Annotated in this window: 20 protein-coding genes and 1 pseudogene; 9 read left to right on the top strand and 12 right to left on the bottom strand. The window is 71.5% G+C overall.

The genetic code is table 11. The annotated features are described in order from the left end of the window. Positions 1-41: 41 nt before the first annotated feature. Positions 42-188, bottom strand: a complete 147-nt coding sequence (locus tag ACIOC0_RS04060; protein WP_402152114.1) for a hypothetical protein — start codon at positions 186-188, stop codon at positions 42-44. 9 nt (positions 189-197) lie between these two features. On the opposite strand from ACIOC0_RS04060, the gene ACIOC0_RS04055 reads away from it, so the two are divergent. The 4 genes from ACIOC0_RS04055 to ACIOC0_RS04040 all read left to right on the top strand — a co-directional run bounded on the left by ACIOC0_RS04055 (position 198) and on the right by ACIOC0_RS04040 (position 5,765). Next, on the top strand, positions 198-407 hold the full coding sequence (locus ACIOC0_RS04055) for a hypothetical protein (protein ID WP_402152111.1): 210 nt from the start codon (positions 198-200) through the stop codon (positions 405-407). A gap of 232 nt (positions 408-639) precedes the next feature. Continuing rightward, positions 640-2,151, top strand: a complete 1,512-nt coding sequence (locus ACIOC0_RS04050; protein WP_402152108.1) for a glycoside hydrolase family 43 protein — start codon at positions 640-642, stop codon at positions 2,149-2,151. A 91-nt stretch (positions 2,152-2,242) separates the two neighbouring features. After that, positions 2,243-3,985, top strand: a complete 1,743-nt coding sequence (locus ACIOC0_RS04045; RefSeq protein ID WP_402152105.1) for a cellulase family glycosylhydrolase — start codon at positions 2,243-2,245, stop codon at positions 3,983-3,985. Between the two features lie 433 nt (positions 3,986-4,418). Next, on the top strand, positions 4,419-5,765 hold the full coding sequence (locus ACIOC0_RS04040; RefSeq protein ID WP_402152102.1) for a jacalin-like lectin: 1,347 nt from the start codon (positions 4,419-4,421) through the stop codon (positions 5,763-5,765). Positions 5,766-5,831: 66 nt separating this feature from the next. Here the strand turns inward: ACIOC0_RS04040 and ACIOC0_RS04035 are convergent. The 5 genes and pseudogenes from ACIOC0_RS04035 to ACIOC0_RS04015 form a co-directional block, all read right to left on the bottom strand. Then, positions 5,832-6,083: pseudogene (locus ACIOC0_RS04035) on the bottom strand (MarR family winged helix-turn-helix transcriptional regulator); the annotation flags it as partial. Between the two features lie 68 nt (positions 6,084-6,151). Next, the gene (locus tag ACIOC0_RS04030) at positions 6,152-8,383 is read right to left on the bottom strand and encodes an alpha-L-fucosidase (RefSeq protein WP_402152099.1); all 2,232 of its coding nucleotides are present in this window, start codon (positions 8,381-8,383) and stop codon (positions 6,152-6,154) included. A 216-nt stretch (positions 8,384-8,599) separates the two neighbouring features. Further along, a complete protein-coding gene (locus ACIOC0_RS04025; protein WP_402152096.1) occupies positions 8,600-9,193 on the bottom strand; it encodes a hypothetical protein in 594 nt (197 codons plus the stop codon). A gap of 218 nt (positions 9,194-9,411) precedes the next feature. After that, positions 9,412-10,314, bottom strand: coding sequence for an amidohydrolase family protein (locus ACIOC0_RS04020; protein WP_402152093.1), 903 nt, complete (start codon positions 10,312-10,314; stop codon positions 9,412-9,414). Positions 10,315-10,400: 86 nt separating this feature from the next. Continuing rightward, positions 10,401-11,291, bottom strand: coding sequence for a helix-turn-helix domain-containing protein (locus ACIOC0_RS04015; RefSeq protein ID WP_402152090.1), 891 nt, complete (start codon positions 11,289-11,291; stop codon positions 10,401-10,403). Between the two features lie 142 nt (positions 11,292-11,433). Here ACIOC0_RS04015 and ACIOC0_RS04010 point away from each other — a divergent pair, with 142 nt between their 5' ends. Together ACIOC0_RS04010 and ACIOC0_RS04005 are read left to right on the top strand one after the other, a co-directional pair. Next, complete coding sequence (locus ACIOC0_RS04010) at positions 11,434-12,690, top strand: MFS transporter (RefSeq protein ID WP_402152087.1); 1,257 nt, start codon at positions 11,434-11,436, stop codon at positions 12,688-12,690. Between the two features lie 102 nt (positions 12,691-12,792). Next, positions 12,793-13,815 carry a zinc-dependent alcohol dehydrogenase family protein gene (locus ACIOC0_RS04005; protein ID WP_402152084.1) on the top strand — a complete coding sequence of 341 codons (1,023 nt, stop codon included), beginning with the start codon at positions 12,793-12,795 and terminating at the stop codon, positions 13,813-13,815. Positions 13,816-13,964: 149 nt separating this feature from the next. Here the strand turns inward: ACIOC0_RS04005 and ACIOC0_RS04000 are convergent, their stop codons facing one another. Further along, a complete protein-coding gene (locus tag ACIOC0_RS04000; protein WP_402152081.1) occupies positions 13,965-15,275 on the bottom strand; it encodes a M20 family metallopeptidase in 1,311 nt (436 codons plus the stop codon). A gap of 189 nt (positions 15,276-15,464) precedes the next feature. Further along, positions 15,465-15,827: a winged helix-turn-helix transcriptional regulator gene (locus ACIOC0_RS03995; RefSeq protein WP_402152078.1), complete on the bottom strand. Its 363-nt coding sequence runs from the start codon at positions 15,825-15,827 to the stop codon at positions 15,465-15,467. A 98-nt stretch (positions 15,828-15,925) separates the two neighbouring features. Between ACIOC0_RS03995 and ACIOC0_RS03990 the strand changes: the two genes are divergently transcribed. Continuing rightward, positions 15,926-16,813 (top strand): NAD(P)-binding domain-containing protein, encoded by an 888-nt coding sequence (locus ACIOC0_RS03990; RefSeq protein ID WP_402152075.1) that lies wholly within the window; start codon positions 15,926-15,928, stop codon positions 16,811-16,813. 50 nt (positions 16,814-16,863) lie between these two features. Here ACIOC0_RS03990 and ACIOC0_RS03985 read toward each other — a convergent pair whose 3' ends face one another. From ACIOC0_RS03985 to ACIOC0_RS03970, 4 genes are read right to left on the bottom strand one after another with little or no spacing between them, the layout of a single operon-like run. Next, positions 16,864-17,634 carry an SDR family oxidoreductase gene (locus ACIOC0_RS03985; protein WP_402153197.1) on the bottom strand — a complete coding sequence of 257 codons (771 nt, stop codon included), beginning with the start codon at positions 17,632-17,634 and terminating at the stop codon, positions 16,864-16,866. A gap of 52 nt (positions 17,635-17,686) precedes the next feature. Further along, positions 17,687-18,532 carry a barstar family protein gene (locus ACIOC0_RS03980; RefSeq protein ID WP_402152072.1) on the bottom strand — a complete coding sequence of 282 codons (846 nt, stop codon included), beginning with the start codon at positions 18,530-18,532 and terminating at the stop codon, positions 17,687-17,689. Positions 18,533-18,548: 16 nt separating this feature from the next. Further along, the gene (locus ACIOC0_RS03975; RefSeq protein ID WP_402152069.1) at positions 18,549-19,091 is read right to left on the bottom strand and encodes a GNAT family N-acetyltransferase; all 543 of its coding nucleotides are present in this window, start codon (positions 19,089-19,091) and stop codon (positions 18,549-18,551) included. 52 nt (positions 19,092-19,143) lie between these two features. Then, complete coding sequence (locus ACIOC0_RS03970; protein ID WP_402152067.1) at positions 19,144-19,518, bottom strand: VOC family protein; 375 nt, start codon at positions 19,516-19,518, stop codon at positions 19,144-19,146. A gap of 926 nt (positions 19,519-20,444) precedes the next feature. Between ACIOC0_RS03970 and ACIOC0_RS03965 the strand changes: the two genes are divergently transcribed. Together ACIOC0_RS03965 and ACIOC0_RS03960 are read left to right on the top strand one after the other, a co-directional pair. Beyond that, positions 20,445-21,923 (top strand): sugar transferase, encoded by a 1,479-nt coding sequence (locus ACIOC0_RS03965; RefSeq protein WP_402152064.1) that lies wholly within the window; start codon positions 20,445-20,447, stop codon positions 21,921-21,923. A gap of 82 nt (positions 21,924-22,005) precedes the next feature. Further along, positions 22,006-23,346 (top strand): nucleotide sugar dehydrogenase, encoded by a 1,341-nt coding sequence (locus ACIOC0_RS03960; protein WP_402152061.1) that lies wholly within the window; start codon positions 22,006-22,008, stop codon positions 23,344-23,346. Positions 23,347-23,453 lie beyond the last annotated feature (107 nt).

Here is a 23,453-nt window from a genome sequence, read left to right as displayed (position 1 = left end):
CACCCCAGGCGACTCACACCGGCACCGGTAAGGCACGAGCGTCACTCGCGACCCCGCAGGAAGGCGGCGATCCCCTCACGCATGGGGTGGTCCGGCAGGGGTGCCGGCTCGTCCCGGAGGAACGCGGTGACGACGGCGGCGGCACGGTCGTCGTTTCCGGTCAGGCCGTTCCACATGTGGTGCCCCACGAACGAGCCGTGGCGGGCGACGTCCTAGCCGGGGAAGCGACGTCGATCGCGCTCTCGCTGTGGGTGACCCTGCACGGCGCGGTGACGCCGGAACTGGCCGGAGCGTTCGACGGCGCCACGGCGGAGGGCGCCTTCCGGGCGGCTGTTCACGCCACCCTCCGCGGGTGGGCGAGCCCCGAGGCGTTCCCTCGCCTGCGCCGGGTCGAACTCGCTCCCTGAGCAGAAAAGTTCGTCGAAGCGCTTCGACGTCGTCATTCACACCCGTGAGCCACCGGCAACGCCACGCCAGAAAAGTTTCGTTGCCGCTCTTCACTCCTCCCTCTTGTTCTGCTCGGCACTTGTCATTAGCGTTCGCGGCCGAGCGATGTGAAGCGCTTCGATTCGTTGCCTCGACCCGACGCTGACCGCGCCTCACTCCTCGACGACCTTGCGAGGGAAAGGAACTGACCGAGTGGCAAGTGACCAGCGGGGGGACGTCGTCGTGGCGAACCCCGTGATCCCCGGCTTCCACCCGGACCCGAGCGTCTGCCGTGTGGGCGCCGACTACTACGTCGTCTGCTCCAGCTTCGAGTACTTCCCCGGCGTCCCCGTCTTCCACAGCCGGGACCTGGTGCACTGGACGCAGATCGGCAACGCCCTCGACCGGCCGGGCCAGCTCCGGCTGACCGCCGGCACACCGTCCTCCGGCGGCGTCTACGCGCCCACGCTGCGCCATCACGACGGCCGCTTCTGGCTGATCGTCACCAACGTCGCCGAGGGCGGCGGCAACATGCTGTTCACCGCGACGGACCCCGCCGGCCCGTGGTCGGATCCCGTCCGGCTGCCGGGCGTGCCCGGCATCGACCCGGACCTCGCCTGGGACGAGGACGGCACCTGCTGGTGCACGGTCGCCGGGGTGTCGCAGGTCCGCATCGACCCGTACACCGGCGAGACGTTCGGACCGCCGCGCGCACTGTGGTCCGCGAACCCCGGCGCCAAGGCCCCGGAGGCGCCGCACCTGTACCGGATCGGCGACTACTGGTACCTGCTCATCGCCGAGGGCGGCACCGAGCGCTGCCACGGCGTGTCCGTCGCCCGCGGACGCACCCCGAACGGGCCGTTCGAGCCGTGCCCGGACAACCCGGTCCTCACCCACCGCGGCACCGACCACCCCGTCCAGAACACCGGCCACGCCGACCTGGTCCAGGGTCCCGACGGCTCGTGGTGGATGCTGCTGCTCGGCGTGCGGGCGGGCGGCGGCACCCCGGGCTGGCATGTGCTGGGCCGTGAGACGTTCCTCGCGCCGGTGCGCTGGGTGGACGACTGGCCCGTCGTCGACGAGGTGCCGCTCGGCCTGCCCGCTCCCGCCTGGCCCCTCGTCCCCGGCCCCGTCGAGGCGGTGCGGGACGACTTCGACCTCGGTGAGCTACGGCCGCAGTGGATCTCGGTGCGCGACCGCCCGCCGGCGCACTGCACGCTCAAGGAGCGCTCCGGCTGGCTGACGCTGAGCGCCCGCGGTGACGGTCTGGACGAGCCGGACGTCGTGTTCGCCGGCCGGCGCCAGCAGCACCCCGCGTGCGCCGCGCGCACCCTGATCGACCCGGCGGAGGGGCGCGGCGGGCTCGCCGTACGGCTGGACGAGGAGCACCACTACGAGATCGAGGCGGGCGAAGGGGAGGTGCGGGTGCTCAGCCGCATCGGCCCGCTGCGCGTCGTCGTCGCGTCCCGGTCCGTCCCCGCGGGCCCGGTGGTCCTCGGCGTCCGCGTCGAGGAGAGCGCCCCGCGCGGCCCCCGCACCGGACCGGACACCGTCACGTTCGGCGTCGAGGAACCGGACGGCTCGTTCACCGCGCTCGCCTCCCTCGACGGCCGCTATCTGTCGACCGAGGTGGCCGGCGGGTTCACCGGCCGGGTCATCGGCCTGTACGCGGCGGCCGGCACGGTCCACTTCGACTGGTTCGACTACGAGCCGCCGGCCCCCTGAACCGACATCGCGCGCCCCTCCGCAAGACCGCTGGAAGACCCCTCCCCCCACGGGCGGAACCTCCCGCTCGGACTTCACGGAAAGGCCCACGATGAAGGGAACGCACCACCCACGAAGCCACCGCGGCCGAGTGCTCGGCCTGCTGCTGGCGCTGGTCGCCCTGATCGGTCCGGCCGGCGCGACGGCGGTCGCCGCCCCCGGCCCGCAGGACACACCCCCGGCCCCGCTCCCCCGGCTCGCCGCCACCCCGGCGCAGACGGTGGCCGCGATGCAGCCCGGCTGGAACCTGGGCAACACCCTGGACGCCATCCCCGACGAGACGTCCTGGGGCAACCCGCCGGCCACCAAGGCCCTGTTGGACACCGTCAAGGCGCAGGGCTTCCGCAGCGTCCGCATCCCCGTGACCTGGACCGACCACCAGTCCTCCACCGCCCCCTACGCGATCGACGCGGCGTGGATGAACCGCGTGAAGCAGGTCGTCGACTGGGCCCTGGCCGACGGTCTGTACGTCGTGGTCAACATTCATCACGACTCGTGGCAGTGGATCGCCACCATGCCCACCGACCACGACAACGTCCTGGCCCGCTTCAAGGCCTCCTGGACCCAGATCGCCGCCGAGTTCAGGAACTCCCCGCGGTCGCTGCTCTTCGAGAGCGTCAACGAGCCGCAGTTCGACAACACCACCGACGCGCAGGGCAGCCAGTACCTCGACGAACTGAACACCGCGTTCCACACCATCGTGCGCCGGTCCGGCGGCAACAACGCGACCCGGCTGCTCGTGCTGCCCAGCCTGGGCTGCACGCCCTCCCAGGAACGCATCGACCCCCTGGTCGGTGAGATCAGGTCGCTGAACGACCCCAACCTCGTGGCCACCGTGCACTACTACGGCTGGTACCCGTTCAGCGTGAACATCGCCGGCGGCACGCGGTTCGACGCCACCTCGCAGAAGGACATGACGGACACCTTCACCCGGATAGGCGACTCCCTCGTCTCCAAGGGAATCCCCGTCTACCTGGGCGAGTACGGCCTGCTGAACTACCCCGACCACAACCACCCCGCCCGTGTCGAACAGGGCGAGGCACTGAAGTACTTCGAGATGCTCGGCCACCAGGCCCGCACCACCAAAGTCACCACGGCCCTGTGGGACGCCTTCAACTTCCTGAACCGCAGCACCTTCCAGTGGCGTGAGCCCGAACTGATCAACCAGATCAAGTCGAGCTGGACCACCCGCTCGGGAAACGCCTCCTCGGACCGGGTCTACCTGGCGAAGTCGAGTGCGATCACCGCCAGGACTCTCACGCTGAACCCGAACGGCACCAACTTCCAAGGACTTTGGCAGGGCGGCGCCAAGCTGGCCCAGGGCCGGGACTACACCGTCTCGGGCAACCAGCTCACCCTCACGGCCACCGCGCTGACCCGGCTGGCCGGCAACCGCGCCTACGGGATCAACTCCACGGTCGAGGCCCGGTTCTCGCGGGGCGTGCCCTGGAGGATCCACGTGACCACGTACGACAGGCCGGAGCTCTCGAACGCGTCCGGCGACACCGGTGGTCTCACCGTCCCCACCCGGTACCGCGGTGACCAACTGGCCACCATGGAGGCCAAGTACGCCGACGGCGGCAACGCGGGACCGACGGACTGGACGCCGTTCCAGGAGTTCAACGAGGCCTTCTCCCCCGACTACGGGGGCAACGCCCTCGTCCTCACGTCGAAGTTCGTCACCTCGCTGCGGGAGAACGCGCAGGCGACGCTCACCTTCCACTTCTGGAGCGGAGCGAGCGTGACGTACCGCGTGACGAGGTCCGGCTCCACCGTGACCGGCGCCGTCGGGTGACGCATGGGCCCCGGGCGCCGCGTGACGCCCGGGGCACCGCCCGGCCCGACCGGTCCGACAGCCGGCCGGGCCAAAGAAAAAGCGCGTTCGCTCCTGGGCGGCAGCCCGTGCGCCCGCTTCCGCGAGAAAGCCGCGACGTCGTCGGCGTGGGAGAGGTGCGGGGAGTGCCGGAGGGGACGCGCAGCACGTATGGGGCGCGGGCGGCCCACTCTTCCTGAACGGCTCAGTGTCTCGGGGAACCCGTGATACCGGTCGTCATACCGGCACCCACCGACGGCGCCCGCGCACCGCACACCTTGGGGGGCGATCGCGGCGCGGGCTGGTACGGACCGGCCGGTCAAGATTCGGTCTCGCTCGCCGGAAGCGGGGGCACCGTGGCGTTACCCGCGGTAAGTTCCGCCCGCCCACTCCCCGTTCTCAGGAGTTCCGCTTCATGCGCCGACTTCTCACCTGCGTCGTGGCGGCCTCAGCCGTACTCGGCGGCTTCATCGCCGACGCCTCCCCCGCGGCCGCCGCGGATCCGGCCTCCGGTTCCCTCAGCGTCCTCGTCTACAACGTGGCGGGGCTGCCGGAGGCCATCTCCAGCGCGCCCACGCCCCGCGAGCCCGCCACCACGGCCATCGGCCGGCGGATCGCGCCGTACGACATCGTCCATGTCCAGGAGGACTTCAACTACCACGCGCGGCTGTACGCCGGCGACACCGCGCACGCGTACCGCACCCCCACCAGCGGCGGCGCGGGCATCGGCAGCGGGCTCAACACCCTGTCCAAACTGCCGTACGACACCGACGACTTCGAGCGTGCGCGCTGGAACTCCTGCCAGTTCGACTCCGGCGACTGCCTCACGCCCAAGGGGTTCACGTTCATCCGCCACCGCCTCGCCGAGGGCGTGTACGTGGACTTCTACAACCTGCACACCAACGCCGGCACCAACCCCGGCGACCTGGCCTCCCGCGCCGACAACCTCAACCAGCTCACCGCCTTCATCAAGTCCCACTCCGCGGGCAACGCCGTCGTCGTCATGGGCGACACCAACACCCGCTACACCCGTTCCGGCGACACCATCGCCGAGTTCGCGGCGGCGAACGGCCTGACCGACCCCTGGGTGCAGCTCGTCCGCGGCGGCACACCGCCCGCCAAGGGCAGCGACGCCCTGGTCTGCGACCAGAGCGGCCCCACTGTGCCCAACACCTGCGAGATCGTGGACAAGGTCCTGTACCGGGGCAGCAAGCTCGTCTCGCTCAACGCGACGTCCTACAACAACGAGCACGCCAAGTTCCTCAACGAGGCGGGCCTCATGCTGTCCGACCACGACCCGGTCAAGGTCGACCTCGCCTGGTCCCGCAACGCGGCCTTCCAGTTCAGCGACCAGTTCGGCGGCCCGCACGGCGACTACTACAACGACGTCGACGCCGTCCCGGCGGGCGCGCGCCCGGCCGGGATCACGCTGCGCAGCGGCGCGCGCGTCGACGGCGTCTCGCTGACCCTCGGCGACGGGAAGGTCCTCACCCACGGCGGGACCGGCGGCACGGCGTCGTCCCTCGCCCTGGGCAGCGGGGAGTACCTCACCTCCGCCCAGCTGTGCCAGGGGCAGAAGGACGGGCGCACCCGGATCTTCTCCGCCGAGTTCACCACCAACCTCGGCAGGAAGCTGTCCGGCGGGACCACCACCTCCGACTGCGTGACGCGCACGGCGCCGTCGGGCTGGCAGATCGCCGGATTCCACGGGCGCGGCGGCGACGAGGTCGACAAGCTGGGCTTCATCTACACCAAGCGCTGAGGCGCCGGTGCGCCGTCGCCACCACGTGAGTCCGCGTCACGGCGGTGACGGCGCACCGAAGGACCCTCAGGGCAGCCGGGGCAGCATGTCCCGGGCCGCGTGGCTGAGCACGCGCAGGTTGTCGGCGAACCGGACCCGGTCCCCGGCGGGCAGCGGCGCGAGGAAGCAGCGCCGGACGTTCTCCCTGTGCACCCGGGAGGCGGCGACCGTGGTCTCCTGCCCCAGCGGCGTCAGGCGCACCAGCCGCCCGCGCCGGTCGCCGGGGTCCTCGACCCGCTCGACCAGCCCCGCCGCCTCCATCCGGTCGACCAGGGCTCCCACCCGTCCACCGATCACCCCGTACGGCGGACGCGATCGGCGGGCAGCGGGGGGCGGGAGCCCGGGCCTCACAGGAGCGTGAAGGTCCACATGAGGTTGGTGCTGCCGTCGTACGTCCACTGCTTGGTGACGGACCCGGAGGGCACCTTGCCCCCTCCGTCGAGGACGAGGCCGCTCGTGCGGTTGGCGATCGAGTAGCGGCCGTCGCCCCGGTGGGTGATGGTCCACTGCTGGTCGGGGCCGCCGTTACAGACGGCCTGGCGGGCGGTGGAGCCGTCGGACACGGCTCCCCAGCCGTCGGCGACCATGCCGTTGGCGCGGTTGACGATCTTGTAGTAGCCGCCGCCGACGGCGACCGCCTGCCACTGGAGGTTGGGGCTGCCGTCCCAGGTCCACTGCTTGAGGTCGGAGCCGGCGGCGACGTCACCGCCGCCGTCCAGGGCCAGCTGGTCCGTGACGTTGGTGATCCGGAAGTGGGCGGACGGCTGGAACTGCACCCTGAGCGAGGCGATCTTGTCGTCGTCGCCCGTGAGCCGCAGGTCGGGGCTGTCGGCGGTGAAGGTCCAGGAGGCGCCGGTGAAGTCGTCGCGGGAGTAGCCGACGACCTGGTAGCCGGGGGCGGGACGCAGCGATGACAGGCCGCGGCGGCGCAGACCGGCGCGTTCGAGGTCCTCGGCGGTGTGGTCGCCGACGGTGAGGACCACGCCGGGTCCGCCGTAGTGGGGGGCCTCGAAGACCACGGCGCCGTGCTCGGGCCGCAGTGCCGGGATCCCGCCCAAGAAGCGGAACTTCAGGACGTACGCCTGGGCGTCGAACGGCGCCGCCGACGGCAGCGTCACCCGCAGCCCTGCGGCGTCCTGCACGGGCGTGGCCAGGTCGATGTAGCGGCCCGCGGTGTGGTCGAGCAACTGCACCGGCCTCAGGGTCGACAGGTCGATCCGGTCCGAGCCGAGCGTGGTGACGTTCAGCGAACTGCCGGGCCAGCCCAGCACGGTGGCGTAAAGGACCGTACTGGCCTTGTTCCGGGTGAAGCGGATGTCCTGCGCGGTGCCGGCCGTCGGTTTGGTGAACGCGCCGCCGCCCATCTTGGTCGGGCCTTCGCCGTACGTCGTCCACGCGCGGGTGCCGTACACCGACTCGCCGAAGCGCTTCAGGTAATCGCCGATGCCCAGCAGGATGTCCTTCTGCGCCTGCGGGACGGTGCCGTCGGCCATGGGCGCGATGTTGAGGAGGACGTTGCCGTTCTTGCTCACCCGGTCGAGGAGCGAGTGCACCATCTGCTGGACGCTGTAGTAGCCGATGCCCTGCGTGTAGCACCAGCTGGAGTCGGAGATGCTGTCGTCGGTGAGCCAGTACGGGGCGGTGAGGTCGGCCGGGCCGCCGCGCTCGTAGTCGAAGACGGCGCCGCGGTCGTTCAGGCCGTCCTTGTAGGTGGCGACGACCTCCTTGCCCCAGTCGTCGGCGCGGTTGTAGTAGTACGCGAGGAAGTTCAGCCGCTGCTGTTCGTCGACGGCGTCGAGCTTGAAGTCCTGCCAGAGGATGTCCGGTTCGGCCCGGTCCACGACCTCCTTCAGCTTGTCGAACCAGAGCTGGTTCTCCTCCGTCGTGTCAAGCTGCCCGTACAGCTTCTCGAGGCTGGGGTCGGTCTGCGCCGGCACATGGTCGAAGAAGCCGTTGAAGTGGTACGCGTGGTGCATGGCCACCAGCACCTTGAGGCCCTCGGCGCGGATGGCGCGGGTGAACAGCCGCAGCAGGTCGAGCCGGGGGCCCCTGGCCACCGAGTTCCATTCGCTGACCTCGCTGTCCCACATCGAGAAGCCGTCGTGGTGCTCGGCGACGGGGCCGGCGAACCGGGCGCCGGCGTCCACGAACAGCCGCACCCACTCCTCCGGGTCGAACGCGCCGCCCGCCGACCTCAGTCGGGGTGCGAACCCCACGGTGTTGCCCTCGAGGTCCTCGCCCCCGTCGATGAAGTTGCGGTACGGCCACGCCTCGGGCGGGCCGTAGGTGGCGATGTGGTGCCGGTTGGCCACATGGCCGTCGATGTACATCTGGCGCGGGTACCACTCGTTGTCGTAGGCGGGGACGCTGAAGGCTCCCCAGTGGAAGTAGATGCCGAACTTGGCGTCCTGGAACCATTCCGGGGCGGGCCGGTGCCGGTCGACCGAGTCCCAGTCGGGCGTGTAGGAGCGAGGCGCCGCCTGGGCGCCGCCCGCGCCGACCGCGCCTCCCGCGACCGAGGCCGCGGCCACGCAGGTGGCGCCGGCGAGGAAGTGACGTCTGCTGGTTCCATTGGACATGCCACGAAGGTCGGCCATGCGTCTCGCTGATGTCAACCATCCTGCACCATATTGATGGGATGGATTCACGGTCGCGCACTCCCCTTTCACGGAACCATCCCCCACTGCCGGCCCATCAGAGCACTCTCGTCCCCAGTAGCGCACCACCACGCCCATCCCAGTTCGGTCTATACATCCCATCATTCAGGGAGGCGCGGCACAGTGCCTCTTCCCTTGTCAGCGGGTCAGCTGAAACATCGTCGCGGCCACGGCGGCGCCCAGGATCGTGCCGGCGACGACCTGGTTGCGCGTGTGGTCCCCCAGTTCGACCCGGGACCAGCCGACGAGGACGACCAGCAGGAAGCCGACGGCCGTCCACACGCCGTAGGTCTGCACGAGGATGGCGCAGGCGCCCGCGGAGACGGCCTGGTGGACGGAGATCTTCCAGGCGAAGGTGATGGCGACGAGGACGATCAGCGACACCAGCATGGTCACGATGAGGGCGGTCATCGTCCGGGGCGCCCCGGCGGCGACCATCAGCAGGATGCCGGCTGCGACGGAGAGCAGGGCGAGCGACATCACGACCAGCCGTGCGGGCCGGGCACCGACATGCCGGTCCCCCACGAACCCCTTCCGCATGCCGTATTTGATGAACGCGAGCGGCACGACGGCGGCGAAGAACGCCCCGACGGCTCCCCAGGCCACGCCGGTCCACCGCGCGGTGTGCCAGCCGACCAGCAGCGTGACGGCGATGATCCAGTTCTTCGGCTCGAGCCAGTCGGTGACGCGGCGCGCCAGTGCGGACTCCGTGGGGAGAACGTCGGTCGTCATGGAAGCAGGGGTCCGTTCATCCGGGGTGGACTGGCGCCGGGGTGTGCCGGACGCGTCGTCTTCTGCTGTGCTGACACAGCGCTGGCCGAGCACACCCCCGCAGGGATCGTGCCACAGTCAACAGACGGCGAACTCGGTGGAGTTGCTGCCCGAGGCGTACGTCCGGGCGGACCACCGACTCGACGCCGGCACCGGGGGTAGCTGGGGTGCCCGCGTTCTCACAGCCCGAACAGCCGCGCCCCGTTGTCGTGGCACACCGCTCGCAGCCAGTCCTCCGAGAGGCCCAGCCTTTCCAGGGCGCGGAGTTGATGCAGGTACGGGTAGGGGATGTTCGGGAAGTCGGAGCCGAGCAGGACGCGGTCGCCGAGCGCGGCCAGCCGGGGCAGGGCCCGGCGGGGGAACGGCATGAGCGCCTCGCCGAAGTCGGTGAACGCCATCGTCGTGTCCAGCCGCACCTCCCGGTAGCGCTCGGCGAGGCCGAAGAAGTCCTCGTACTCGGGCATGCCCATGTGCGCGACGACCAGGGCGAGTCGGGGATGCCTTGCGAGCACCTGTCCGACGGGTCCGGGTCCTGTGTGCTTGCCGGGCGCGGGCCCGGAGCCGCAGTGGATCACCACGGGGACCCCGGCGTCGGCCAGCAACCCCCAAGCGGAGTCAAGGAGTTCGTCGGCCGGGTCGTACGCGCCCACCTGCACGTGCGCCTTGAAGACGCGCGCGCCGGCCTCGACGGCTTCCCTGACGTACGCCTCGACCCCCGGCTCGGGGTAGAGGGTGGCGGTGTGCAGGCAGTCGGGGGTGCGGCGGGCGAAGTCGACCGCCCATGAGTTCAGCCACCGGGCCATGCCGGGCTTGTGCGGGTAGAGCATCGCGGTGAAGGCCCGCACGCCGAACTCCCGCAGCAGCTCGGTCCGTCGGTCCTCCTCGTGCCGGTAGGTGATCGGCCAGTCCAGTCCGCCGGTCAGCGGTCCGAGCGCGTCGAAGTAGTCCCAGACCTTGCGCATGACCCGCTCGGGCATGAAGTGCGTGTGGACGTCGACCAGCCCCGGCAGACCGAGCCCGCCCCAGAAGCGGCGGACTTCCCCGACCTCCGCCCCCACCGGTCCCTCACTGTGATCGTTCATGCCGCCCACCATGGTCCAGACGGGCGCGAGGGTCCACCGCTCCTGGAAACCGGGTGGAGTGAGTCCTGTCGCCGCACCCCCGTGAGTCAGTCGCGCCCGTGCGCCGTGGGTTCGGCCGTCCAACTGGCGAGGAGCCGGAGGCGTTCCTCGTCGGGGCTGCCCGGTTCCGCGGTGTAGATGGTCAGGGCGTGCGCCTCGCGGGCGGAGAGGGGCAGGTCCAGGGGCTGGTAGGTGAGTTCCAGGGGGCCGGCGTCGGGGTGGCGGAATCGTTTGACGCCTCCGTGGTGGATCCGTACGTCGTGAGCGGCCCACAGGGTGCGGAACTCGGCGCTCAGTGTGGACAGCTCCCCGACGAGTTCGCGCAGCCCCTTGTCGTTCGGGCAGCGCCCGGCCTCGGCGCGGAGCAGGGCGGCGGTGAGGGCGGCCGCGCGGTCCCAGTCGTCGACGAAGTCGCGTGAGCCGGGATCGAGGAAGTAGTAGCGGGCGAAGTTGGGACGGCCCCGGTCGTCCACGGTCACGCTGTTGAACACGGGCGCGAAGAGGGCGCGGGCGAGCGCGTTGGTGGCCATGATGTCCAGGCGTCCGTTGGTGACGAAGGCGGCGGACAGGGTCACGGAGTCGAGCAGCCACTGCACACGGGCCGGGATGTCGACGGCCTTGCGACGCCGGGGCGTGCGGCTGGGCGGCTGCGCGGCCCTGGCCAGGTCGAAGAGATAGGTGCGTTCGTCGTCGTCCAGTTGCAGCGCGCGGGCGACCGCCTCCAGGACGTCCTCGGACACACCGTTGATGTGGCCCTTCTCCAGCCGCGTGTACCAGTCGGTGCTGACGCCCGCCAGCACCGCGACCTCCTCGCGGCGCAGCCCCGGGACCCGTCGCCGTCCGCTGCTGGGCAGCCCTGCCTGCTCGGGCGTGATCCTGGCACGCCGGCTGGCGAGGAAGTCCCGGATGTCGGCGCGGTTGTCGGAGCGGTCGTCCATGTCCTCAACGGTAGGCACGAGCCGCCCGGAAGGGAGGTCGAGCTTGTACCCCCCATAAACCCACCCTTCCTCCCCCTCGGCGCGCCCGGTTACCTGGGGTGCGCAGCCGCAGTCACGACCGTGAGGGAGATGAGGCACCACCATGCGAGGAGCGATCCTCCAAAGGCCCGACGACACCGTCACCGGCGTCGGGCGGCGCGAACCGTCCGACCGGAGCAGTTTCGCCCCGACCCGGCTTCCCGTGGTCGTCTACGTGCTGGCTCTCGGCACGTTCCTGATGGGCACCACCGAGTTCGTGGTGGCGGGCCTGCTGCCGGAGATCGCGGGCGACCTCCAGGTGAGCGTGGCCCGGGCCGGCCTGATGATCACGGTCTTCGCGGTCGGGATGATCGTCGGCGCGCCGCTGATGGCGATGCTGACGCTGCGCCTGCCGGCGCGCTGGACGCTGGTCCTCGCCCTGGGCGTCTTCGCCGCCGGACACGTCGTCGTCGCGCTGGGCACCGGCTTCATGACGCTGCTCGCGGCCCGGTTCCTGACGGCGCTGGCCACGGGGGCGTTCTGGGCGGTGGCGAACGTGGTGGCCACGCGTGTCGCCGGCCCGGCCGCGAGCTCGCGCGCCGTGGGCGTGGTGGGCTCCGGCGCCATGCTGGCCAACGTCGTCGGGGTGCCGCTCGGCGCCTTCGCCGGGCAGGTCATGGGCTGGCGGGGACCGTTCTGGGCGCTGGCCGCCCTCGGAGCGGCCGCTACGGCGCTGATCGTGCGCCATGTCCCGCACGAGGGCGGGCAGCGCGCGGTGTCGGTCCGGTCGGAGCTGTCCGCGCTGGGTTCCGGCCGGCTGTGGCTGGCGCTGGCGGCCTGCGCGACCACGACCGGCGGTGTGCTGTCGACGTACACGTACATCGCGCCGCTGCTCACCGACCGGACCGGGCTCGCCGCCGGGCTGGTGCCGCTGGTGCTCGTCGGCTTCGGCGCGGGCGCGCTGACCGGGTTCCTCCTCGGGGGCCGGCTCGGGGACGTCCGGCCCTACGCGACGACCATCACGGCCGCCGCGGCCACCACGGTGATCCTGCTGGGGGTCTGCCTGCTGGGCGGCTCGGCCCTGCCCACGGTCGCGCTGATCGCCCTGCTGGGACTCTTCGGGCTGGGCGCCAACCCGGTGCTGATCTCCCTGGCCGTCCGGTACGCGGGGCGGGCGCCCACCCTGGGCTCGGCGCTCACGGTGTCGGCGTTCAACCTGGGCACCGCGGTCGGTTCCTGGGCCGCCGGCCTCACCCTCGACTCGGCCCTGGGGGTCACCGGGCCGGCCGCGGTCGGCACCGCCGTCGCAGCGCTGACCCTGGTCCCCACCACGGCCATCGCCCTCGCCGCCCGCCGCCGCGCGGTGACCGCACGTCTGTAGGGCGCCGTTCGCGGTGCCCTCGCACGAACGACGGACACCGGACAAGAAGCAAGCAGCACAAAGCAAGAGAGCAAAACAGCAAGACAGCAAGGAGAGGCAGTCATGCGTGGAGTAGTGATGCACAAGGCCGGAGACGTCCGGGTCGAGGAGCGCGAGGATCCGAAGATCGTCGAGCCCACCGACGCGATCGTGAAGCTGACCGCAACCTGCATCTGCGGCTCGGACCTGTGGCCCTACCGCGGCGTCGAGCCCGCCGACCACACCCTCATGGGCCACGAGTACGTCGGCGTCGTGGAGGAGGTCGGCTCCGAGGTGAGGAACGTCAAGCCCGGGGACTTCGTGGTCGGGTCGTTCGTCATCTCCGACAACACCTGCGAGATCTGCCGGGCCGGGTTCCAGTCCAAGTGCGTGCACGCCGAGTTCGTCCACGCGGGGATCGGCACCCAGGCCGAGAAGGCCCGCATCCCGTACGCCGACGGCACGCTCGTCGCCACGCCGGGGCAGCCCGACCCCGAGCTGGTCCCGGCGCTGCTGGCCGCCTCCGACGTCCTGGGCACCGGCTGGTTCGCCGCCGTCGCCGCCGAGGCCGGGCCCGGCAAGACCGTCGCGGTCGTCGGCGACGGCGCGGTCGGCCTGATGGCGATCCTGGCCGCGAGGCAGCTGGGCGCGGAGCGGATCATCGCCATGTCCCGTCACCCCGAGCGGCAGAAGCTGGCCCGCTATTACGGTGCGACCGACATGGTCGAGGAGCGGGGTGACGAGGGCGTCGCGAAGATCAAGGAGCTCACGGGCGGGCTCGGCGCGCACTCGGTGATCGAGGCGGTCGGCACCCAGGAGTCGTTCATGCAGGCCGTCGGTGCCACCCGCGGCGGCGGGCACCTGGGCTACGTGGGCGTGAACTACGACGTGAGCATCCCGGGGATCGAGCTGTTCTTCGCCGGCATCCACACGCTCGGCGGGCCCGCCCCGGTGCGCCGGTTCCTGCCCGAGCTGATCCAGCTCATCTGGGACCGTGAGATCGACCCCGGGAAGGTCTTCGACCTCACCCTGCCTCTGGAGCAGGCGGCGGAGGGTTACAAGGCCATGGACGAACGCCGCGCCACCAAGGTCCTGCTCACCCTCTGAGCCGACCGCGCACATCCCGGCGTACAGGCGACCGGCCCGTCTCGCGCCCCCTCGGGGTACGGGGCGGGCCGGTCGTCTTGCGGTCGACAGGGCTGACAGCGCGGACAGGGATCAAACGCTTGACAGTAATGAAGTGCCGTACTCTGCACTCACCGCCGCCAGGACCCGCCGGGCCCGCTCTGCGTTTCGAGCGTGCGCCGGGCGAGCCAGCCTGCCATCGCCCGTACGCCGAGGCCGACGGCCCGCTCGTCCGGGGCGAAGTCGGGGTAGTGCGGGTAACCGGCGGTGACGGGGGTTCCGGGAGACCGGACGCCGAGGAACGTGTACGTGCCGGGGACGCGGGCCAGATAGAGGGCGAAGTCCTCGCCGCTGAAGGGCGGGAACGCGGCATGGAGTCGGGTGACCGCGTCCCGGCCGAGTGTGTGCCGCAGATGGCCGGCGAGCATGCGGCCCTCGGGTTCCGGGCAGACCATGGCGGGGAACGGCTCGGCGGGGAACCTCACCCCGGCGCCCGGGTGCGACGCGGCCAGGTCCCGGACGGCGTCACGCACTTCCCGGTACCGTTCCTCGGGCCAGCAGCGGTAGGACACGCTCACCTTGGGCCCCTGGGCCACGGCACGGGCGGCCACGAACCGGGTCAGCGGCCCGTCGGGCGTCTGGGCCTCGTCGATGATCCGTTCCAGGTCGGCGGGAGTCTGCGGCAGCGCCACCGTGGCGAGCCCGCCGACGGCAGCGGCCAGCCGTGCGGCGGCGTCGGACGCGTCCGGTCCGGAAAGGATCACCTCCCCCTTGTCCTGGCCCGGCATCCCGAAGCCCCCGGTCACCGCGAACCGGCCGACGGGAAAAGGGCCGCAGTGCAGCGCGTGGATCTCCTGCACTCCGGCGCGTTCCAGGACGCCCGCGTCGATCAGCGCGCGAGCTCCGGACAGCGACTCCTCGGCGGGCTGGAAGAGGAAGACCACCGTGCCTGCCAGCCGTCTGCGCAGCCGTGCGAGGACCTGGGCGACGCCGACGGCCACCGTGGTGTGGACGTCGTGCCCGCACAGGTGGGCCGGCGCCGGGCCGCCCCCGACGATGTCCTTGGGCGGGACGGCGTCCATGTCGGCCCGGTACGCCACCGTCCGGCCCGGACGCGAGCCCCGCAGGACGCCGACGACACCGTGGCCGCCGACCCCGGTGGTCACGGTCAGTCCGGCCGCCCGCAGTCGCCTGGCCACGAGCGCGGCGGTGCGCTGCTCCTGTCCCGGGGCCTCGGGGTGCCGGTGGATGTCGCGCCGCAGCGCGATCAGTCCGCGGCTCAGTCGCGCCGCCTGGGCGTCCACCGACGCCTGGTCCACCGGCCGGGGCCACCCGTCGGCGGCGGCCCCGTGCGCGGTCCCCCACATGGCTCCCGCGCCCAGTGCCGCCGCACCGGCCAGCAGCGTACGGCGTGCGAGGACGTGTTCCGTCGGACGATCCATGCTTCCCCCCAGGAGACGGTTCGGGTGAGCCCCGTGCCGAGCCGGGAGTCGGCCGGCGGGGCGTCACCGCGAGGTGATGCCACATGATCGCCGTCCGCGTTCGCCGCCGCCCATCCGGCCGACCACCATATGAAGGTGGGGATAGCACCCGCAGGGCGAGTCATCCTCCGTCCGCTGGAAGGGACTTGACTATCCGTCACTACCCATCGGTGCCAGGGCGGTTCGCCGTTCACGCCCCCAGGTGGCCAGCGGCTGGAGCGCCTCGTTGAGGCGTGTGCCGTCAGCCGTCAGCGCGTACTCCACCCGGGGCGGCACCTCGTCGTAGGAGATCCGCTGCACGACCCCGTCCGCTTCCATCTCACGCAGATGCGAGGCCAGCACCTTCTCGGTGATCCCCGGTACGAGTCGGCGCAACTCGCCGAAGCGGCGGTGAGGACGCTCATGGAGCGCCCAGAGGATCAGCACCTTCCACTTGCCGCCGATCACCTCCATCGCGGTGTCGATCCCGCAGACATGACCGTCCGGCGCGCCCGGCCGGTTCAGCGTCGTCATGTGTCCCACCCCTCTGACGTGCTCGCTCACCCCGGGGTAACCACCCACTCCCAAGTGCGTACTTGATCACCACCGGGCCCGCGACCAGCCTAATCGGCATGACACGCAACCCTGTTGAGAAGACCTCCCTCACCCTGCTGGGCCTCGGCGCGATGGGCGCCGCGTTCGCCCGCGCCTGGCTGGCCGCGGGCCACCAGCTCACCGTCTGGAACCGCACCCCCGCCCGAGCGGCGGCGCTCGCCGCCGAGGGGGCGCGGGTCGCGGACAGTGCCGCCGAGGCGGTCGCGGCGAACACCCTGGTCGTCGTCTGCCTGCTGGACGACGCCTCGGTCGAGGAGGCGCTGGCCGGCGTCGACCTGACCGGCACGGATCTGGTCAACCTGACCACCAGCACCCCCGCCCAGGCCCGCGCCCGCGCCCGCGCCGAGTGGGCCCGTGCGCGCGGGGCCCGTTGTCTGGACGGCGGGATCATGGCCGTCCCTCCGATGGTCGGCGTACCGGAAGCCGGCGGCTACGTCTTCTACAGCGGCTCGCGGGACCTGTTCGAGCGGCACCACGACGCGTTGCGCGTCCCGGTCGGCACCGTCTACGTGGGCGAGGACGCGGGCTTCGCGGCCCTGCACGACGTGGCCCTGCTCAGCGCCATGTACGGGATGTTCGCCGGGGCCGCGCACGCCTTCGCCCTGATCCGCAAGGAGGACATCGACCCGGCCTCGTTCGCCCCGCTGCTCGCGGACTGGCTCGTCGCGATGGCGCCGGCGGTCCACCAGACCGCCGAGCATCTGCGCGGCGGCGACTACACCAAGGACGTCGTCTCCGGTCTCGGCATGCAGGTGGCCGGCACGCCGACCTTCCTGAGCACCGCCGAGGAGCAAGGCGTCAGTCCTGAACTGCTGACTCCCTACTTCGAGTTGATGCGCCGCCGGCTGGCCGAGGGCAGCGGTGAGGAGGGCCTGACGGGCGTGGTCGACCTCCTGGGGCGCTGACCGACCCCGACGCCGCACCGTGATCAACGGCCCTCTTCACCGGGCAAGGACTACCCGAGGCCGCCGTCGCTGTGCAGGAGCCGGCCGTTGATCCATCCCCCTTCCGCGGAGCAGAGGAAGGTGATCAGGTTCGCGCAGTCCTGGGGCACACCCAGGCGCCCCAGGGGCGTGTGACGGACCAGGTCCGCCTTCTGCTCCTCGGTCATCCAACCGGTGTCGGTCGGACCGGGGTCGATCGCGTTGCACGTCACCCCGAGGTGGGCGAGCTCTCGGGCCGCCGCCAGCGTGATCCGGTCCATGGCGCCCTTGCTCGCCCCGTAGGGCAGGTTTCCGGCGGTGTGGTCGCTGGTCAGGCTGACGATCCGCCCGCTGCCGCGCCGCCCGCGGAACCGCAGGCCGTACTCCCGGATCAGCAGCCACGTCGCCCGCGCGTTGACCGCGTAGTGACGGTCGAAGCTCTCCACCGTGGTGTCCAGCAGGCCCGAGTCGACCGACTCGCAGTGGCAGAGCACCAGCGCGGTGACGCTCCCCAGAGCGCGCTCGACGCCGTCGAAGAGCCGAGCCGGTACGGCAGGGTCGCTCAGGTCGGCCTCGACGGCGTGTGTTCTCGCCCCTAGGGCCGCCGCCCTGTCCCGCAGTTCCTCGGGCGCGCCCGGCTCCGCGCCCCACCGCATCCGCGCGTCGTACGGGGCCCAGTAGGTGAACGCCACGTCCCAGCCGGCCCTGGCCAGGTCGACGACCACGGACGCCCCGATCCCAGCCGCCCGCCCCGCCCCCGTCACCAGAACGACCGGCCGCCCCGCCTCCCCTACGTCCCCCAGCTCGCCCCGTCCCGCCTCATCGACCACGCGCTCACCGTCCACTGCTCGGTCCTCACCCGCCCACCACGTCGACGCCCCGCTGTTCCAAGATGCTCAGGAGCAGGTCGAACAGCGCGATGTCGCGGTCGCCGACGCGTCGGCGTTCCGCCAGCCGCGCTCGGGACTCCGCCATGGATTCCCAGCGCAGGGTGAACGGAGCAGTGGCGCCCCAGCCGCCGCGGAGGCAGTCGTCCAGAGCGTCGAGGTTCCAACCGAAGTATCCGCCGGGCCCGTTGACGGCTTCGCCGATGGCGCAGTAGAAGCTGTTGGTGTCGACGACATGCCGGCCGTCCAAGACGTACTCATGGCCCGCAGGCGCGTCCGGCCGGCCGGCGCGGCGGTAGTCCGAGGACCACATCGCCACCGACAGCCACACACTTCGGTCCGCGAGGGCGAGGTCGTGCCACATGCCGGTGCGGGTCAGACCGCCCGCACGGATCAGGTCCCACACCCGGTCCGCTCCCGGCAGGGCGTCCTCGCACCACAGTGTCGCCGTGATGTCGAGCAGGCCGACTCCGTGGGCGGAGGGATGTACGTCCACGACGGTGACCCCGCCGGCGAAGTAGGACCCCATGGTGGCGCCCTCGGCGTCGAGGACCGCGAGCCAGGCGCTCCCCGCCGACGCGCCCCGGCGGCCGACCTTGCCGACGCTCTTCAGCAGTGGCCCCTGCGCGCGGCAGCCCGTGAGGCGTACCCGGCGCGTGCCCTCCTCGTCCGGCAGAACCGTGAACAGCCCGTCGGCGTCGTGCGCGAAGCCCCAGAAGTCGGCCTCGTCCTCGTCCGAGGTCAGCGCGTACTTCTGCCCCTCGCCACCCCGCCTCGACGTCCCCGACCGCACGTCCCCTGACAGCGCAGGCACTTTCGCGACCCCCGCCCTATCGATCCGAACCCGGCTTCCAGTCCCGGGCGAGGAGGCCGAGCAGGACCTCGTCGAGGAACTCGCCGAGCACCCAGGCCGAGGCGCGCAGCACTCCCTCGCGGACGAAGCCGTTGCGCTCCGCGGAGCGCAGCATCGCCGCGTTGTCCGACAGCGTCTCGATCTGCAGTCGCTGCAGGCCGCGCACGACGAACCCGTAGTGGCACAGCACGGCGACCACGTCGGTGCCGTAGCCCTTGCCGCGCGAGGCCGGCAGCAGTCCCAGACCGATGTGCGCGGAGCGATGGTGGGTGTCGATGCCCCACAGCGTCGCGGTGCCGACCAGGGCGCCGCCCTCCAGCTCCACGACCGAGAACGGCACGACTGTGTGGTCCGTGTCGTCCACCACGAACCGCGGGTCGTTCGGACCGGGCGTGACCGGCCGCCACGGCGCGGCCGCCGCCCGCGAGGAGTTGACCACGTCGTCGTAGAGTTCGGCCCGCAGCACCGGGATGTCGTCCTCGTGCCGGGCCCTGAGCCCGACCTTGCCGCCCTTCAGCATGCGAGCTTCCTATCCGGCCGGGCGGGCCTGCGGCAACCGGATATAGGACCCCTCAGTGCAGACAGAGGCAGAAGGGGTGACCGGCCGGGTCCGCGTAGACGCGCCAGTTGGCTCCTGGGCGGAGCTGATCCGTCCGCTCCAGCACGGTCGCGCCGAGGGCGAGCGCCCGCTTCTCCTCGCCGTCGAGGTCGTCCACGTCGAAGTCCAGATGGAGTTGCTGCGGGCGGTCCTGGCCGGGCCATTCGGGCGGCCGGTAGCCGTCCGCCCGCTGGCAGGCGATCGGCGTTCCCTCGAATCCGTGCACCTCGACCCAGCCGTCCTCCTCCGGGTCGGGGACCACCCGGCCGCCGAGCAGAGCCGCGTAGAACTCCGCGAGCTGAAGCGGATCGGCACAGTCCAGCGCGATCGCCTGAAGTTTTCGGATCACCTGCGTCACTCCTCGCTCTTCCGCCACTTCCGCGACGCCTCCCGTACGGGAGGGAGGTACCCGTCGTACCGACGGGCATGCGCGTGGGTTCCGCCGTCCGGGAAAGGCGACGCGCCGCCGCTTCCCGGCCAAGGCGGAGTCCGGCAGCCGGGGCGGGAGCCGAGCGTGCGCGACCGCCTTGCGCAGCGGCGTCCGCCCGGCGGGCCGGCGTCGGCACCGTTCACATCAAGCCGATCAGCGCGAGCGGCCCGCGGCGGCGTCGTCGCGGACATGCCGACGTCTCGGGGCCGGGCCGCGCCAACCTGCCGTCCGTACGACCTGACCATGGCCAGAACCCGCGGGCGCGCCGCGACGCACCGGTCGGCGTGGGGGTGGACACCGGGTCCGGGACGGGGCGGGCGGCTGTGGCGGGCGGTGGCCGCAGGGCGATCGCAAGCGCTCACTGATCGGTTCATCCTGTCTCAAACCATGAGCATCAATTGCACACGCCCCCTCTCCAACCCGGCCCCGATGGTCTAGATTGACCGTGCTTCGGGGGTTCGAACACGAGGCGACCAGTAATGATCTATTGGTCCGGCACCACGGGAAGCCGTCAGTCGCCTCCTCGGAGCCGGACGTGGGGATGATCGATCCGGAGCCCGGACGGGGCCTCGAGTGCGGGGAGCACTCGCGGTCGCTACGGGTTCCGCGCACGTCGAGAGCCTGGCCGGACACGCGAGTCCGCTGCCGCCAGGGGGCGTTGTTCAAGCACCGTGAAACAGCCGGCACATCATGCGCGGCGAGGCGGGGGCCTCGCGCGGAGAAGAACAGCGCGGCACGGGAGGCGGGGGCCTCCCGAGGGGAGGACAGCGCGGGAGGCGGGGGCCTCCCGGCGAAGAACAGTGTGAGGCGAACACGTCGAACCACTGGGAACCTTGGGGGGTTCTGTGCGGCAAGGGGGATTGGTCAGCCCGTATCCGCCGGCGCGCGGAGATCTGGCGGACGAGGCGGTCAGCCGGCCCGCGAGTGACTGGGAGCAGCGCTACCGCCGTACCGTGATGACGACCGACACCGTGGCCACCGCCGTCGTGGTGGCGGGGATCGGCAACTTCTTCGGAGTGCGGGACGCGGCCAACTGGCATGAGAAATGGGGGATTCTCGCGTTCGGCACCGAACTGCTGGTGCTGGGGGCGTTGGCGGTCGGACGGGCGTGGGCTCCGGCCGTGCTCGGTCAGGGCGCCGAGGAGTTCCGCAGGCTCGGACGCTCCCTGTTCGCGGCGACCGTCGTGCTGGCGCTCGGCGGGATCGCCCTGACCTCGCGCAACATCAAGCTCTGGATCTTCGTGGCGATCCCCGCGATCGCGCTCGTCACCATGACCGCGCGGTACATGCTGCGGCTGTGGCTGCACAGAGAGCGCAAGGAGGGCCGGTGTCTGAGACCGGTGCTGGCCGCGGGGAGTCCGGCCACCGTGCGCGACCTGATCAGCCGGACCCGTAAGTTCCCGCACCTGGGCTGGCGGGTGGACGCGGTGTGCACGCCGGACGGCCTCGGGCTCGACGGCGGTCACCTGGACGGGGTGCCGGTCGTCGGCCGGCTTGCCGACGTCGCGGGCCATGTCCGCCGCGACGGCTACCGGGTCGTCGCGGTCACACCGGACCCGCACTGGTCGCCTGACCGGCTGCAACGGCTGGCCTGGAACCTCGAGGGCAGCGACGCCGAGATGGTCGTGGCCCCCGTCCTGATGGAGGTGGCCGGACCGCGCCTGCACATCGACGCGGTGCTGGGGATCCCGCTGCTGCGGGTCAGCATGCCGACGTTCACGGGGGGCCGCCGGGCGGTCAAGGGGGTCGTGGACCGGGCGGGCGCGGCGGCCCTGCTGGTGCTGTTCGCGCCGCTGATGGCGCTCGTCGGGCTGCTCGTGATGGTGGACAGCCGGGGCGGGGCGTTCTACCGCCAGCGCAGGGTCGGCAAGGACGGCCGCGAGTTCACGATCTGGAAGTTCCGCACCATGGTCGTCGGGGCCGACAGGGCGCGTGCCGAGCTGGCCGGCCTCAACGAGGGTGCCGGCCCGCTGTTCAAACTCCGCCGGGACCCGCGGGTGACCCGGGTGGGGGCGGTGCTGCGCCGCTACTCGCTCGACGAGCTGCCGCAGCTGTTCAACGTGCTCACCGGGTCGATGTCGCTCGTCGGCCCGCGGCCTCCGCTGCCGGAGGAGTCCGCCGCGTACGGGCCGGACATCCGGCGGCGGCTGCTGGTCAAGCCCGGGCTCACCGGTCTGTGGCAGATCAGCGGACGCAGCGACCTGTCATGGGAGGAGGCGGTCCGGCTGGACCTGCGGTACGTGGAGGACTGGTCGCTCGCCCTGGACACGGTGATCTTGTGGAAGACGATGCGGGCGGTGCTCCACGGGCAGGGGGCCTACTGATGCGCGGGGGGCTGCGATCCGACGGCCCCGCCGGCGCGGGGACCGCAGGCCGCGAGGGCCTGCCTGGGGGGAGGAACGGGTCATGAGAGTCAGCGTTTTCGGTCTCGGCTACGTGGGCTGTGTGTCGGCCGCGTGCCTGGCCGACATGGGCCACGAGGTCATCGGCGTGGACGTCAGCCAGGTGAAGGTCGACCTGGTCAACGCCGGCAAGGCCCCGGTGGTCGAGGAGCGCATCGGCGAGCTCGTCGCAGACGTCGTGCGCGGCGGGGCGTTACGGGCCACCGGCGACGTGCGTGAGGCGATCGCGGGCAGCGACATCTCGCTGGTGTGCGTGGGCACCCCGTCGGAGCTCAACGGCAGTCTGTGCACCGCCTACTTGGAACGGGTCACCGAGCAGATCGGCGCGGCGCTGGCCGAGGAGGGCGAGACGGGCGGCCGCGAGAAGGGACGCCGGCACACCGTGGTGTTCCGCAGCACCATGCTCCCGGGCACCTGTCTGAACCTGCTGGTGCCCCTCCTGGAGAAGTACGTCGGAGGCACGGCCGGGGTGGACGTCGGCGTCGCGGTCAACCCGGAGTTCCTGCGGGAGGGCACGAGCGTCAAGGACTTCTTCGACCCGCCCAAGACCGTCATCGGAGAGCTCGACCCGGAGAGCGGCGACGCGGTGGCGGCGCTGTACGAGGGTCTGCCCGGCGAGGTGTTCCGGGTGCCGGTCCCCACGGCCGAGGCGATCAAGTACGCGGACAACGCCTTCCACGGCCTCAAGATCGGCTTCGCGAACGAGCTGGGCGCGGTGTGCCAGGCGCTCGGGGTGGACTCGCACCAGGTGATGGACGTGTTCCTGGCCGACCGCAAGCTGAACATCAGCCCCGCCTACCTGCGGCCCGGCTTCGCCTTCGGCGGTTCCTGCCTGCCCAAGGACCTGCGCAGCCTGGTCCATGCGGCGCGGCGGGCCGACGTATCGGTGCCGATCCTGTCCCATGTGCTGCCCTCCAACTCCGACCATCTGCAGCGGGCGGTGGAGCTGGTCGAGCGCACCGGCAAGCGCCGGGCGGGGATCTTCGGGCTGTCCTTCAAACCCGGCACCGACGACCTGCGCGAGAGTCCGCTCGTGGAGCTGGCGGAACGGCTCTACGGCAAGGGGTACGACCTGAAGATCTACGACGCCAACGTGAGCCTGTCCCGGCTGCTCGGCGCGAACCGCGAGTACATCGAGAACCGGCTGCCGCACCTCGCGCAGCTGCTCGCGAACTCCGTCGAAGAGGTGCTCGAACACTCCGAGGTGTGCCTGGTCGGGACCAGGGACCCGGCCGTGCTGTCGGCGCTGCCCCATGGGGACGGCCCGGTGATCGTCGACCTCATCCGCCTTCCCGACGCCGAGGCGCGTCAGTCCGAACCGGGGTATATGGGCCTTGCTTGGTGACAGATCGTTCGGTGGCAGAACGTCCGATGACCGGTCCTCCGGTGACGAACCACGCGGTGGCACATCGCCTGATGACACATCAGCTGACAGCACGACGTCCGCCGGCG

Source organism: Streptomyces sp. NPDC088254, from assembly GCF_044740925.1.
GTDB lineage: Bacteria > Actinomycetota > Actinomycetes > Streptomycetales > Streptomycetaceae > Streptomyces.
Note: the sequence above shows the minus strand (reverse complement) of the source record. Positions and strands in the feature narration are given on the sequence as shown.